The organism is Paenibacillus sp. JT22N7 (genome assembly GCF_059383875.1).
The window spans coordinates 106,370-120,390 of the sequence record NZ_JBXENY010000014.1 but is presented as its reverse complement, the minus strand read 5'-3'; the positions used below and the strand labels follow the sequence as shown (position 1 = coordinate 120,390).

General features: G+C 50.8%; 10 protein-coding genes and 1 tRNA gene. 4 read left to right on the top strand and 7 right to left on the bottom strand.

Translation table 11 applies throughout. The annotated features are described in order from the left end of the window. Nucleotides 1-208: 208 nt before the first annotated feature. The 4 genes from phnE (AC50Y5_RS29495) to AC50Y5_RS29480 all read right to left on the bottom strand — a co-directional run bounded on the left by phnE (AC50Y5_RS29495) (nt 209) and on the right by AC50Y5_RS29480 (nt 3,725). On the bottom strand, nt 209-1,015 hold the full coding sequence (gene phnE, locus AC50Y5_RS29495) for a phosphonate ABC transporter, permease protein PhnE (RefSeq protein WP_494865006.1): 807 nt from the start codon (nt 1,013-1,015) through the stop codon (nt 209-211). Beyond that, nucleotides 1,012-1,818, bottom strand: a complete 807-nt coding sequence (phnE, locus tag AC50Y5_RS29490) for a phosphonate ABC transporter, permease protein PhnE (RefSeq protein WP_494865004.1) — start codon at nt 1,816-1,818, stop codon at nt 1,012-1,014. The genes phnE (AC50Y5_RS29495) and phnE (AC50Y5_RS29490) overlap by 4 nt, the downstream gene beginning before the upstream one ends. After that, nucleotides 1,815-2,588 (bottom strand): phosphonate ABC transporter ATP-binding protein, encoded by a 774-nt coding sequence (phnC, locus tag AC50Y5_RS29485; protein ID WP_494865002.1) that lies wholly within the window; start codon nt 2,586-2,588, stop codon nt 1,815-1,817. Before phnC ends, phnE (AC50Y5_RS29490) begins: the two co-directional genes overlap by 4 nt. A 138-nt stretch (nt 2,589-2,726) precedes the next feature. Further along, nucleotides 2,727-3,725: a phosphate/phosphite/phosphonate ABC transporter substrate-binding protein gene (locus tag AC50Y5_RS29480; protein WP_056035145.1), complete on the bottom strand. Its 999-nt coding sequence runs from the start codon at nt 3,723-3,725 to the stop codon at nt 2,727-2,729. Nucleotides 3,726-3,906: 181 nt separating this feature from the next. Between AC50Y5_RS29480 and AC50Y5_RS29475 the strand changes: the two genes are divergently transcribed. Beyond that, nucleotides 3,907-5,502, top strand: a complete 1,596-nt coding sequence (locus AC50Y5_RS29475; RefSeq protein ID WP_494865000.1) for a bifunctional metallophosphatase/5'-nucleotidase — start codon at nt 3,907-3,909, stop codon at nt 5,500-5,502. Between the two features lie 336 nt (nt 5,503-5,838). Here the strand turns inward: AC50Y5_RS29475 and AC50Y5_RS29470 are convergent, their stop codons facing one another. Continuing rightward, complete coding sequence (locus tag AC50Y5_RS29470) at nt 5,839-9,156, bottom strand: OmpL47-type beta-barrel domain-containing protein (protein ID WP_494864998.1); 3,318 nt, start codon at nt 9,154-9,156, stop codon at nt 5,839-5,841. A gap of 300 nt (nt 9,157-9,456) precedes the next feature. Between AC50Y5_RS29470 and AC50Y5_RS29465 the strand changes: the two genes are divergently transcribed. Continuing rightward, the gene (locus tag AC50Y5_RS29465; protein ID WP_494864996.1) at nt 9,457-10,749 is read left to right on the top strand and encodes a galactokinase; all 1,293 of its coding nucleotides are present in this window, start codon (nt 9,457-9,459) and stop codon (nt 10,747-10,749) included. 249 nt (nt 10,750-10,998) lie between these two features. On the opposite strand, the gene AC50Y5_RS29460 is transcribed toward AC50Y5_RS29465, so the two are convergent. Both AC50Y5_RS29460 and AC50Y5_RS29455 read right to left on the bottom strand, forming a co-directional pair. Beyond that, nucleotides 10,999-11,075: transfer RNA gene (locus AC50Y5_RS29460), tRNA-Arg, on the bottom strand. A gap of 151 nt (nt 11,076-11,226) precedes the next feature. Further along, on the bottom strand, nt 11,227-12,426 hold the full coding sequence (locus tag AC50Y5_RS29455) for an ROK family protein (protein ID WP_494864994.1): 1,200 nt from the start codon (nt 12,424-12,426) through the stop codon (nt 11,227-11,229). A 265-nt stretch (nt 12,427-12,691) separates the two neighbouring features. Between AC50Y5_RS29455 and AC50Y5_RS29450 the strand changes: the two genes are divergently transcribed. Continuing rightward, nucleotides 12,692-13,321 carry a chromate transporter gene (locus tag AC50Y5_RS29450; protein ID WP_056035132.1) on the top strand — a complete coding sequence of 210 codons (630 nt, stop codon included), beginning with the start codon at nt 12,692-12,694 and terminating at the stop codon, nt 13,319-13,321. 27 nt (nt 13,322-13,348) lie between these two features. Continuing rightward, nucleotides 13,349-13,879, top strand: a complete 531-nt coding sequence (locus AC50Y5_RS29445) for a chromate transporter (protein ID WP_494864992.1) — start codon at nt 13,349-13,351, stop codon at nt 13,877-13,879. Nucleotides 13,880-14,021 lie beyond the last annotated feature (142 nt).

Here is a 14,021-nt window from a genome sequence, read left to right as displayed (position 1 = left end):
CTGCTAGTCGCTATGAATGTGTGGTAAGTTTTTCATGAAATTTAGTATGTGTTCTGTCGGTTGTTATTTAATTTGGAGCCATTCCTTATACAAGTACCCCTTAAAGCATCATTGGTTCCCATATGGGTTTTCCAATGCCTACTCTAAAGGGTATGTTTCACTCAGGCATCTGGCTTCCTGCTGTTGTCCGCACTATCCCGTTCTTTCCTCACACCAGTTTCTTGCGCACATAGCCGGAGATCAGGTCAATGACAGTAATCATCACAACGATGCCGAGCAAAATAATGCCGACCCGCGACCAGCTGCGGGTGCTCAAGGCAAAAATCAGCGGCGTGCCGATACCGCCAGCGCCAATGACGCCCAGTATCGTGGCCGAGCGGACGTTAATTTCAAAGCGGTACAGCGTGTAGTTCAGAAAACCTGGCAGCACTTGAGGCAGCACAGCGAACCAAAGCTGCTGCAAACGCGTCGCTCCGGAAGCGAGCAGCGCTTCGGAAGGACCGAAATCTATATTTTCGATATCGTCCGCAAACAGCTTGCCGAGCATGCCAATCGAATGCAATCCAAGGGCGAGAACGCCGGCAAAGGAGCCCGGACCAACAGCTTTAATGAACAATATAGCCATAATAATTTCCGGAAACGTCCGGATGAAGCTGAGCATGATTTTGCCCGAGCCGGAAATCGGCCGATATTTGCTCATATTGCGGGCGGACCAGAAGGCGAACGGAATGCAAAGCACAGCCGAAATCACCGTACCGAGTATCGAAATAGCCAGCGTATCCAGCAGCCCCCGCAGCAAATCCTCGCCTTCAGGCAAGTATACATAACCCCAATCGGGAGAAAAAATGCCCGCCATAATCGACTTCATGATCTGACCCGCGGTCTCTTTAAAGCCAGTAAACGGAACGCCAGAGAACGCCCAAATATAAACAAGCGCGAGCGCAATAATAATCGGCCACCGAAGCGGGTTTTTCCGCGGTTTTTGGATGAGGTAATCCCCATTTTTCGTCGTCATAGTAGTTTCTCCCGCAGCTTCGTGCTTGCAAAATCAATAAACAGAACAATGACCAGTGTAAATAATATAATAACAGCGGTTTTGTCATATTCGAGAAAGCCAAGCGTCGCTTCATAAAACAAGCCGATGCCGCCAGCCCCGACAAGGCCGAGAATGGCGGCTGCCCGCACATTAATTTCGAAGGTATAAAGCACGTACGACATAAAGGCAGCCGAAATTTGCGGCACCACTCCAAATACGATGCGCTGCATAGCGTTGGCCCCAACGGCCGTCATCGCTTCAAGCGGCCCCTGGTCTATCGTTTCCAATGTCTCATAAGTCAGCTTGGCGATTAAACCGACCGAAAAAACAGCAAGCGCGAGAATGCCCGGCACAGGCCCAAGCCCGAAGACCGCGACGAACAGGGCGGCGAGCAGCAGGTCAGGCAGCGTTCTTACCAAATTGAGCAAAAATCGTGCCGGATAATACACCCAGCGATGCGGCATCAAATTGCCCGCGCACAGCAAAGCCACCGGAATGGCTATAATCGCCCCAATCGTTGTTCCTACTAGTGCCATGCGAATCGTCTCCAGCATGCCGTCCACGATATTATCAAAGTAGGTCCAGCGGGGAGGAAACATTTCGCGCAGCAGATCTAACATGTTCGGAAAGCCCTCAATCAGCTCCTTAAAGCTCACTTCCGTCTGCACGGCACTGCCCCAGAGCAGCAGCAAAATAAGCAGCGTAGTCAGCACATGCTTCGTGCGCGTAGGCGGCAGGGGACGGGGCGCCTGGCTTGTTCCAGTCTCAAGCGGGCTTTTCATGCCGATACCTCTCCCAGCAGCTCGCCTTCAAGAAGAGGCCTGCCATAAATTTCAGCAAACCGCTCGTCTGTAGCTTCAGCTACAGGGCCATCAAATACGACCTCGCCTGCCCGCAGCCCGACAATTCGCGTCGCATATTGCCTAGCTAAATCGACAAAATGAAGATTAACGATCGTCGTAATGCCCAGCTCCTGATTAATTCGCTTCAAATCATCCAAGACTTGCTTTGTAGTAAGCGGATCTAGCGAAGCGACAGGCTCGTCCGCCAAAATGATTTTGGCCTCTTGCGCCAGCACGCGTGCTATCGCGACACGCTGCTGCTGTCCGCCGGAAAGCTGGTCGGCGCGGGAATAAGCTTTTTCCAAAATGTTGACCCGCTCCAGCGCTTCAAACGCCAAATCCACATCCTCTTTGGGAAAACGGCCCAATATCGTACGAAGAGTGGAGTGGTAGCCGACGCGCCCTGCCAGCACATTGCGCAGCACGGTAGAACGTTTGACGAGATTGAAGCTTTGAAAAATCATGCCAATGTCGCGGCGGATCATTCGCAGATTCTGGCCCTGAGCACTCGTAATCGAGTTGCCGTTAATGAGGATATCGCCCTCGCTAATGTCGTGCAGCCGATTAATCGAGCGCAGCAGCGTAGACTTGCCTGCACCCGATAATCCGACAACAGCGACAAACTCGCCTTGTTCGAAGGTGAGATTAATATTATTCAGGCCCTTGGTCTGATTGGGATACACTTTAGATACTTGACGAAGCTCAATCATGACGTCAATCCTTTCGGTTCAAGTTCGGTGCGAGAATAGCGGCGGGCAACAATGCAATCAATGCAACAAGCCAGCACAGCGCACGCTTGCGCTGAACTGGCTCGCCTTGTGCCGCACGGTGCAGGACGAAAAATCGTACTACTCTGTTTTTACTTTTTCATTATATTGACGAACGATATCGAACTTGCTGTCATCGGATTGCACATAACCTTCATGGGAATAAATTTCTTTAATAATGGCATGTCCTTCTGTATCTTTGCCGATATCAATGAAAGCTTGCGTAATTTTAGCAGACCATTCCGCGCTCATGTCGGAACGAACGGAAATCGTATCGTTAGGAATCGCTTCTGTAAACGAAAGCACACGCGTGTCTTCAAACACGGTAGGGAAATCCTTCATGACGGTATTGCGCGCATCTTGGAAAATCGCCGCCGCATCCACATCGCCATTGATTACCGCAATAACACCTTGGTCATGGCCTTTAACCGTTACAGGCTGCACATCGCTAAGCGGGTTCAGACCCTTGTCCATCAGCAGGGCGGCCGGCCATACAAAACCAGCGGATGACGTCACGTTCTGATAGGCGATTTTTTTGCCTTTAAGCTCTTCCACCGATTGAATCGGTGAATCTTTTTTGACAATAATCAAGGATTTGTAGAAATCAACAAGCTGGTCTGTAGGAGCGCCAGTCTCATCGTTTACGCCAAAGCGCTGCGCCTGCAAAATAACTTCAGCTGCGCCTTTTTCTTTAGCCAGTACATAAGCAGTTGGAGGCAGGAAGCCAACGTCTACCTTTTTAGATGCCATTGCTTCAATGATTGTGTTGTAGTCAGTCGACACGCTGACCTTTACCGGAATGCCAAGCTTGTCTCCCAGAAGCTTCTCAAGCGGCTTTGCTTTCGCTTCCAGCGTATCTGCATTTTGTGAAGGGACGAATTGGACAGTCAGTGTTGTTGGCACATAGCCTGTGTCTGCACTAGCTGTTGGTGCTGGCTCAGTTGAGGCAGCTGTAGATGGGCTTGAACTAGGACTAGCGGATTCGGTACCAGCCGAACCAGTCGTATTGTTCGTTCCGCAAGCTCCAAGCAAGAGCGTAGTCAGTAACAGAGGCAACATAAAGGCATACATCTTTTTCAATCAAAAACCCTCCAAGAGATTGTATTTTTTGACACTTGCTTACTATATTCAATTTATATTTGCGGAGTATCAACGATAAATGAATTAATTGTAAAACAAGCTTATGCACTGCTAAGTTGAAAATGATTTTGCTAGAATAGTTACATTGGAAAAAAATGATGCTGCAACGAGGGAGAGGTTTATGTTGACGCAAACGAACAAGTACACCTGCGATATTATTTTGACGAGTGATCTGCACGGCGCGATCCGTCCGATCCATTACCCGACCAATGCCTACAGCCATAACGGACTGGCTTTATTGGCAGCGCGAATTAAGCAGGAACGCGAACGGGCGCCTGAGCTGCTGCTGGTGGACAATGGGGATTTGCTGCAGGGCTCGCCGCTGGCTTCCTACGCTGCTGCCTTTCAAGACAGCTATGACACGCATCCTTTTATAGAGGTGTTGAATGAGCTTGGCTATGATGCTGCTGTTATGGGCAATCATGAATTTAATTACGGCCTGGATATGCTGAACCGTGCTGTTCAGGCTTCAAAATTTCCATGGCTGTCGGCTAATATCGTCGATGAACAAAGTGGCGAGCCCGCTTTTGGGCCTCCGTACATCATGAAGCATATGGCTTCTGGCGTAAAAGTCGCTCTGCTTGGGGCTACAACCCACTACATCCCCAACTGGGAGCAGCCTCAGAATATGAAAGGGCTGCGTTTTCTTGATGCATTAGAGACGATTCGGACATGGGTTCAGCACATACGCGACAAGGAGCAACCGGATCTCGTTATAGTCAGCTATCACGGAGGCTTCGAAAATGATCTAGAAACAGGTCAACCAGCCGAACCGCTGACGGGTGAAAATCAAGCCTATGCCATTTGCCGCGAGGTGGAAGGCATAGATGTATTGCTGACCGGGCATCAGCATCGGTCGTTTGCGGAGGAGCTGCATGGCGTCACGATTGTGCAGACGGGCTATAACGGATCATCTGCTGCTCATGTTGCGGTACAGCTGGAGCGGCAGCCCGAAGGCCGCTGGGCAATTGCGAGCAAGCGAGCCGAGCTGCTTTATCCAGAGGAGTCTGCCTTGCCTGACGCCGCCGTTCTTACGCTTACCGATGAGCTGGAGCGACGTACGCAAGCTTGGCTGGATCAGCCGATTGGCGAAATCATTGGCGATCTGTCGATTCAGAAGGCGGCCGAGCTGAGGCTGGATGCCCATCCGTTCCTTGCTTTTGTCCATCAGGTCCAGATGGAGGCTACGGGGGCACAGCTTTCTAACGCCGCTTTGCTAAGCGAGGAGGCGCGCGGTTTTGGGAACAAGGTGACCATGCGGGATGTATTAACGAATTTCATCTATCCGAACACGCTGACGGTGCTGGGGCTAAGCGGACAGGACATTCGGGCTGCGTTGGAGCAGGCCGCGTGTTATTTTTCATTGGACGTTCAGGGGGAGATTATTGTAAATCCATTGTACATGGAGCCGAAGGCGCAGCATTATAACTACGACATGTGGGCAGGCATCGACTATGAGCTGGATATTTCACGGCCGGAGGGAAGCCGGGTGGTCAAGCTTGATCGCGATGGAGAGCCCTTGCAGATGGATGCTCAGTATTCGGTTGTAATGAACAGCTATCGTGCGGCTGGCGGCGGCAATTATGCGATGTATGCAGGAAAGCCTGTTCTTTTTGCCGGTGATACGGATATGGCGATGCTCGCAGAAAATTACATCCGCAAGCATCAGCCGCTGGATGCCCCTCGCGCGGGGAATTGGAAGGTTACAGCAGGGTAAAGGTTTGTGTGCGTCAAATACCGTTGCTAAATAAAAAAGCTCTCGTGTTTCCATAAAGGAATCGCGAGAGCTGAATTTGTGAGCAAGAATGGATGAGCAAGCGCTGCTGTCCGGTACTGGGAGCTTGTCGCCAGAATAGGCAGAACTATTTTTTAAAAATATAGGAAAGGATATTCTTTCGTTATCCTATCTCTATTTTTCCCGGAATGAAACGCGCCGCGTCGCCAAGGACGACGACAGCCGTTTCACCTTGAAATATAGGAAATTATATGATTATTTTATCCTCTTTCTCTATATTTCTCCGCGAAACGATAGCTTTGCCGCCAAAGGACGGCTTCAGCCGTTTACGCTTGCTTGAACGGTTATCGTTTCGCTCGTTGTCACTCCTGCTGCATTCACAAGCTCGGCCCGATATTCGTAAGACCCAAGCTGGCGGCCAGACAGTGCTGTTACGGCATGTTGAGCGGCAGGAGCAGCTGCTTTCAGCGACTGGGTATCGATGAGCTCGTTATTTTCGTACAAACGGTATTCCGTCGCGTTCGTTCCCCACCACATATTCATGGTAATGCTGTATTGGCCGTCACCGTCCCAGTTGTCTTGCGACAGCACAGGCTTGCCCGGAGACGCATCGGTCACCCGTACCGTTAAGACCTCGCTGCGGGTTGTCCCCTTGGCATTCGTAAGCTCAGCGGTATACGTGTACGTTCCATTGGCCTTGCCGCTTACATGGGTTTGGGCAAATTGGGCAGAGGGGGAGACATCAGGCAGCGTCTGGCTGTCAATCAGCTCGCCATTTTCATAAAGCTTGTAGCTCGTCCCATTGTTGCCCCACCACATATTCAAGGAAATCGTATAGTCACCGTCTTGCAAGCCTGTATCATAGCCGTTGTTGCTCGAAAGCACAGGCATTCCAGGAGCACCTACCGCAAGCGGCTGCCCGGTAATGCGGAAAGAAGCTTGCAGGGAAGCTTGATTGCCGGCAAAATCCGTTACCGAGTAAGCAACGTTATGAGTGCCAATGCCAAGCTCAGAGCCTTTAATGGAATAAGGGCTGTTAACAGGCTGGCCGTCCAGCAGCAGCTGCTCGCTAGCAATACCAGACAAGGCATCCGAGCTGCTCAGCGCAAAAATAAGCGTATCCGTCTCGGAAGCATCAGCTATCGCGCCTCCGGACTGCGTTAAAATCACGTCGGGTGCTGATTTATCCAGCTTGACCGTTACAGATTTCACCGCTTCTTTATTGCCAGCCGCATCTGTAGAGAAGAAAGAAATAACAGAGCTTCCTTCCTCATTAATAAGAAATGGTGCTTCATAGGCTTGGTAGACACTCCCGTTCACGGCGTATTCTGTGCGAAGAGGGGAGGTGCTGCTTGCGTCATCGGTTGCTGTCAAGGTTACGGAAACGTCTTGGTTCAGCCATCCCGCCTCATTAGGCGAAGCGGAAAGGGAAGCCGTTGTCTCCGGAGTGGCTGTATCGCCTTGCAGGGTGAAATCGCTAAGCCCGCGTGGCTTCAATTGAAAGACATCTCTGAAAATAGCGGCAACGCCTGTAATGCTAACCTGCTGGCCTTCGACATAAGGGAAGGAAGCTAGCGATAAGCCAGTGCGTGTGTCTACGCGGATATGGTTGCTGATTCCGGCAGCATCGACGGCGTCAAACTCGAAAGAACCGACTGGCGTTGCACTCGTCAAATTTTGAATCGTTACTTCTGAAAGCTGAACAAGCTGACCCTGGTTATTTGCCGAGACGCGGTCTGCTGCAAGGGGGGCTGGCAGTGGCGCTGTGCCGGTTTTTTCGATAGCGATAACATCGGTCAACTCAAGCTCCGAATTGTATAGAGCTGTAGCGGCTGTCACTTTAATGCGGTCGCCTTGATGGAAGCCGCTTGCGCTTTGGAACACATAAAGGCCGCCTGAGTCATCCTGCAAATAAAAAGCTTGTCCGCCAAATGCGCCCGGCTCCGTCGTCACGATTCCTTCAACCGTTACGGTCGAGCCGACTGGCTTATTACGAGCTTCCGTAATGGGAACCAGAGCAGGGATCGGACCTTCCTCTTCAGGAAGCGGCTCTGCCGGTACATTGCCTACGGTTACTGCGTTCGTAATCAGATTGCTTCCGTTCAAGCGCAGGCGCAAGCTGGCTGCACCGGACGTTCCAGATTTAATGCGGACGGTCAAATCTTTAAAGGCATGTCCTTTGCTGTCCGATGTGACACTAAAAGCTGAGCTGTAGCCGTAGGCAGTCGGCCAGGTGCCATTTTCATTTTGAACCATGGCGACCTGCGTGCCTCCGGTCAAATAAATGCCGGCGCTAAAGCCGGATATGGTCGTATTGGCAGGCAAATTGTCGGCGACAACACGAATTTGAAAATCCTGCGCGTTCGGAAGCGTCGCCTGCTTGACGAAGCTGTAAGCGGCATTGGCGCTCGCTGTTGGGCCGCCGTACGAGCCAGGCTTAAACGTAGAACGGTCGTACCATTTGTAGCCTGCGCTTGGCGCGGACCATGGTTCCGGCTGCGGCTCCGTCGAAGCGGTAGGGTCCTCAAAAGGCAGCAGTGCCGTAGCGCTGTCCAATTGCAGCCCGTCAACCTCAGTTAGACTCGTGTAGCTTTCCTGCTCAGCGAGCCAATTAACCAAATTCACAAGCAATACGCCGTCATCTTCCTCTTTAAAGCCGTCGTAGGTCGTTTTGCGCGCTCCGGTTTCCTCGCGCAAATATTTTGGAGAAGCATCTTCAACCGGAGAGGAGTCCCCGATAAAAGCGGCCTTGCCTGCTCCCAGCTTGGAGACAGCGACATAAGGCCCTTCAGCGACACCGCCTCCGTTGTATACGCCCTGGTCTACGGCGCTGCCCCAAGCTTGATTCGTTTGTGGCAAATATACAATGCCTTTGGCTTTGGTTGGGTCGGTAATCGCAAGCGTGGAGCCCGCATGCATCGCAACTGCGGATACGCCAGCGGTGATGCCAAAGGCCTGCTCTTGCGGTACAATTTGATTAGCGCTTATGTCGCCAAGCGCGTTGTAGCGAAAGCGAACGCCAAAATGGTCGGACAGCCAGTCTGAGCTGGTTACGCCTTGCATGGCCTCTGAGCTGCGCTCTTCAGCGCTCATGCCTTTTGCCGGATCTGTCCATGCACCACGGCGGTAGCCGTTGATCGCTTCGGAGCCGTCCCAGCGGTTTTTGTTGCGATCGGCGTTGTAGTGGTCGCCAACGAAGAAAATGCTGCCGCCGCCTTCTACATACTGCGTCATAGCAGCTTGTTCTGTTGCTTTGAAAGGGATGTTGGGTTCTGCGATGACGAATACGCTGTAATCTTTCAAATCATTGTAGGTAAATGGGGTTGTTTTGCGAAGCTCTTGAACATAATAGCCATCATTAGCGAGTGCGTCGCCGAAATCAGAGAAGCCGCCGTCAATGACCCAATCTGCTGCTCCAGCAGTCTGGGCGTGGGTATTGTCGAACAAAATCTTTTTTCCAGCGTTTTCGTTCACGACTTTAGGCTGGATAAAAGGGGCCGGATCTGCAGGGCCTTCGGCGTGAACCGCAGTCGTACCGCCCCATAAACCAGCTTGCAGCGGAATAGCGACAGATAGAGCGATGAGCGACTTGATCCATTTTTGTGACAAGGATGACTTCCGTTGTGTAAGCTTCATCAATTCCATTCCTCCCATGAATCATTAATCTTAGCGTTCGTCCATATTCTAGCATGTGAACATCTGCTATAGTGATATGAATTTGTAAAAAATAGTTAAATATTCCTATGTGAGGCGTGAATTGGGGAGGATGGACTAGGCGTTTAAGAAGAGCGTATATCTTGCATTCGTGCCCTACTATATAGGGACATAATTTGAGATAATTGTGATGAAGCGGCTGTAGATAAGAGTATGGTTCAAGTTTATCGAGTTAATCAAGTCTATTAAGTCAATTAAAGGTGACATATAGGAGGAATTAAGATGAGTAATCAAATGCTAAAAAGGCTGCAAACGGCCGAGGGACAGGAGCTGCTTGTCCAAATGTATGGCAAGCAGCAGCTTGTAGAGCAAACTAACCGGTATCAATCGCTTGTTGAGCAATTTCAGACGTATTTCGGAGAGCAGGAGATTGGACTGTTTAGCTCCCCTGGAAGATGTGAGATTGGCGGCAACCATACGGATCATAATCACGGCAAGGTTCTAGCGGGAAGCATTACGCTGGATACGATTGGGGCGGCGGTGAAGGTGGACGAGCCTGTTATTACCTTTTTCTCGGAAGGCTATGCAACGAAATATGTGATTGATCTTCAGGATATACAGCCTCGGTCTGGAGACGATGGCACGACCTCGTTGGTTCGCGGCATTGCAGCCGGATTCATTAATGCGGGCTTTCAAGTAGGCGGCTTCCATGCTTATATATCGAGCAACGTATTTGCTGCATCGGGATTAAGCTCTTCTGCGTCTTTCGAAATGCTAATCGGCACGATTCTAAATCATTATTATAATGATGGAAAGCTTGATGCTGTGTCGCTCTCTAAAGTCGGCCAATTTGCTGAAAATCGCTATTGGAATAAGCCGTCCGGCCTGCTGGACCAAATGGCCTGCGCCTATGGCGGATTAATCGCGATTGATTTCGAGACGCCCAAAGAGCCTGTAATCAAACCCGTTCAATGGGATTTTCAGAAAAATGGCTTCTCGCTGGTCATTGTAAATACAGGCGGGAATCATGCGGACTTAACAGAGGATTATGCGGCGGTACCTAATGAGATGTATGCGGTAGCCAAATCGCTAGGAGCTTCGGTCTGCCGTGATTTAGCGCCAGAGGATATTTACGCTAATTTGAAGGCGGTTAGAGAAGCGGCTGGAGACCGGGCTGTACTGCGCGCCTTGCATTTCTTTGCGGAAAATCAGCGCGTCGATGAGCAGGTGCTGGCACTTGAGGATGGCAGGTTCAATGATTTCTTGACGCTCATTACGGATTCGGGGAATTCTTCGTGGAAGTGGCTTCAGAACGTATATCAAAGCGGAGCTGTTCAACATCAAGAGATTGCGATTGCGCTGTCCCTTACCGAAAATTATTTGAAGAAAATCGGCGCTGGCGCATGCCGTATTCATGGCGGAGGCTTCGCAGGAGTGATTTTGACGATTATTCCTAACGAGCATGCAGATGCCTACATGTCATGGATTGGCGGAATGCTGGAGACGCCGGTGCTGGTCGTAAATGTGCGTGAGCATGGGGCTGTATGCCTGAATGAACTGCTCAATAGGAAGTAAGCTTAAAATGAGGATCTAACCTGTATTTGATTTGCTATTTACGAAAGTTCAGAAGCCCCAGAAACCGTATGGTTAATGGGGCTTCTTTGCTGTTGCAGGGTGTGCACGCCAGTTGAAAAAATGGCCCCCAAATGTTCTTAAATTATTCCCAACTCTTGCCTAACTGGTAACCAATCAGACTAGAGTCCAATTTGTTTAGTGTGTAAAAAAGAAAAAACCTTAGAGAATAAGGGCTTGAAGTCTTTATTATGGCGCGCCCGATACGATTCGAACGTACGACCTGCAGTTTAGGAAACTGTCGCTCTATCCTGCTGAGCTACGGGCGCGCGGCATTGATTATTTTACCATGGAAGGCGGGATCAAGCAACAATACTTGCCTGTCTAACCGCTTGGTCAGCCTATCCAGCTTAGGAATCGTCAGTATGCTTCACTTTTTTGCTGTACTACCGCACGGTTGCACGATTTGCACCACGCTCTTTAAATCCGCATTTTATTACGCACAGTCAGCGCCGCGCCGGTTACGACGGCATCCTCTTTGAGCTGGCCTTTGGAAAATCTCGGCTCATAGGCGGGGGAGTAGTAGGTGTTTTTCTTCGCAGTATCTGTAGCGGTCTGAAAATACATAGGCTTTGAATTAATTAAAGCGCCGCCCAGAATAACAAGCTCCGGATGAAAAATATTAATCAAATTCGCCAGACCGACGCCGAAATAGACGGCGGACTGCTGGAACAGCTCCCGCACATACGGATCATCGGCCGACAGAGCTTGCAGCAGCACTTCATAGTTCAGCTGCTCGGGCGTGACGGAATACGCTTTGAGCAGCGAATCCTGCCCCATCTTCGCATGGGAGCGTGCCTGATGCTCCAGCGCCTGAATCGAAGCGTACGCCTCCAGCGCTCCGTAATTTCCTGCCGAAGACAGCCGTGGCCCATCAGTGTGAATAATCATCTGTCCGATCGAGCCTTCCATATCCATCGTGCCATGGACGATACGGCCATACGACATGATCGCGGAGCGCAGGCTGACGCCGGCATGCACATACAGCGCATGCTCGATGTCTTCATGGCGCAGCGCCCAGCGCTCGCCGAGCAGCGCGGTGTTGGCGCCATTTTCGAGAAACGCTGTGAATCCGGTCGCTTCCTCAAACATCTGGCAAATCGGAACCTGCGTCCAGCCCCTGGCCGCAAAATACAGCGGGTCCAAAATCATCCCGCTGCTCCGGTCAAGCGGCCCAACCGCCCCAATGCCAATGCCGAGAATCTGCTCCCGCTCAATCCGGTGATCCCGAAGAAGGGTACGCATCAGCTGCGACGCGTAGTCGACCAGCGCCTGCGGTGTCATCGCTTCATCCATCCGCCAGCGAACGAGTGATTTCTGATTCAGCTGCATATCGAATAAGCCTAATGTCGAAGAGAAACGCGAAATTTCGAGTCCAAAGATGTACCGGTACTCCGCATGAATCTGATACAAAATCGGCCGTCTGCCGCCGCTGGAGGGACCAAGACCCGTCTCCTGAATCAGCCCGTCCATCACAAGCTCCTCCAATACACGCGTTAGCGTACTGCTCGTCAGCTTGTGCCTGTCCAGCAGCTCCGCTTTCGATACGGTGCCTTGCTCGGCGATTTGTGTATAAATAAGCTCTTTATGAGAGGGAACGCTCCGTTCCGCTTTGTACATAACTAATCCCTGCTTACTGTAGGTAGGATGAAAAAAATGAAAGTGCCACTCCTCATTATATCGTAATTCATGGACAGTCGCTATGTTCATGTCTGCTTCGAACATTTATTCGAAAAGAAATAAACTCAACCCAAATCACTCATAATTCAATCGAATAGCTTCGATAAAACGAAATTACGAGCCTTTTTTCAATTACTTAAATTCAATATGGAATAAAGGTGGTATAATAGAGAGAAAGCATCACCCCATCAATGGAGGGAACCTCATGGCAAATGGACAAAATAAACGGCTGGGCATGCTGCTGCAGCTGTTTTGGATATTTTTTCGAATTGGACCTACAACGTTTGGCGGCGGCTATGCGATGATGCCAATGATCGAGCGGGAGGCCGTACAGAAGCGGCAGTGGCTGGATGAAAAAGAATGGACGCAGCTCATTTCGCTAGCAGGGTCAGCGCCAGGCGGTGTAGGCGTCAATGCTGCAGCGATGGTTGGCTATCGCCAGGCCGGTGCCGCAGGAGCTATTATCGCCATCGTTGGCATAACGCTCCCTACGCTGCTGCTCGTTTTGCTGCTGGGCTTGTTTATACGCGCCTTTGGCGATCATCCGAAGCTGGTGGCGGCGCTTAAAGGGATACATGGGGCGGTCATCGCCTTAATGGTGATGGCCGCTTACCGCATGGCGCGGACGGCATTGTTTGATGTTGCGACGACATTCGTAGCGGTTGTGACGCTCGCTGTGCTGCTGTTTACTGCGATTAATCCGATTTACGTCGTCATGGCGGGGCTGCTTGGAGGCATCATATTCACGAAGGGCAAGCAGCTGCTGGGGATGAAGGTATTGACGGAGAAAGCTTCTGTCAGCAGAAGCAGCAGCGAAATTGAATACTACATTTAGACGGGAAATGGGGAGGGGGGACGGAGCATGCTCGGAGAGCTGTTTATTGTTTTTTTGAAAATAGGCTGTGTGTCGTTTGGAGGGGGCTACGCGGTTATTCCGATTATTCAATATGAGGCTCTATCCCGAGGCTGGATGACGCAAGGGGAATTTGAGCAGGCCGTCTCCCTTGCCGGGATGGCGCCGGGCTCCATTGCAACAAATTCGGCGACGTTAATCGGTTATCAGACAGCCGGCATCACGGGAGCGATCATATCGACTGCTGGCATGGTGCTGCCGTCGCTGGTGCTCATGATTGTGCTGTCAGCGTTTATCCTCCGCCTTCAAAATAATAAATGGCTGTCGGCCTCCTTTTACGGCTTGAAGCCGATGATTACCGGCCTAATGGTCTATGCGGCCATTCATTTCGGTTATCCGAATGATGGCGCGATTCTGAGCTGGTCGTTCGCGGGAATGCTGCTCATCGTTGCAGGCAGCTTGTTTTTACTAATGCGCTATAAGCTGCATCCGTTTATTATCATTGCCGGAGCAGGGGCAGCGGGTATCATTTTATTTTAGCAGCCATTGTCGAAGGGTGCGCAAAGAAAAAGCCGTTCATTCGTTTGCTAATAAAACGTTATTTCCAGCTTGAAGCTGTATGAAGGTATATGATGGGGTAAGAAGTCGCATAAAGCCGCTTGTTTTGAGCGTTTGCTCCTTG

Bases quoted from the DNA above. Each gene is read 5' to 3' on its own strand.
- phnE (WP_494865006.1), bottom strand. From the start codon at position 1,015: ATGACGACGAAAAATGGGGATTACCTCATCCAAAAACCGCGGAAAAAC.
- phnE (WP_494865004.1), bottom strand. From the start codon at position 1,818: ATGAAAAGCCCGCTTGAGACTGGAACAAGCCAGGCGCCCCGTCCCCTG.
- phnC (WP_494865002.1), bottom strand. From the start codon at position 2,588: ATGATTGAGCTTCGTCAAGTATCTAAAGTGTATCCCAATCAGACCAAG.
- AC50Y5_RS29475 (WP_494865000.1), top strand. From the start codon at position 3,907: ATGTTGACGCAAACGAACAAGTACACCTGCGATATTATTTTGACGAGT.
- AC50Y5_RS29470 (WP_494864998.1), bottom strand. From the start codon at position 9,156: ATGAAGCTTACACAACGGAAGTCATCCTTGTCACAAAAATGGATCAAG.
- AC50Y5_RS29465 (WP_494864996.1), top strand. From the start codon at position 9,457: ATGAGTAATCAAATGCTAAAAAGGCTGCAAACGGCCGAGGGACAGGAG.
- AC50Y5_RS29455 (WP_494864994.1), bottom strand. From the start codon at position 12,426: ATGTACAAAGCGGAACGGAGCGTTCCCTCTCATAAAGAGCTTATTTAT.
- AC50Y5_RS29450 (WP_056035132.1), top strand. From the start codon at position 12,692: ATGGCAAATGGACAAAATAAACGGCTGGGCATGCTGCTGCAGCTGTTT.
- AC50Y5_RS29445 (WP_494864992.1), top strand. From the start codon at position 13,349: ATGCTCGGAGAGCTGTTTATTGTTTTTTTGAAAATAGGCTGTGTGTCG.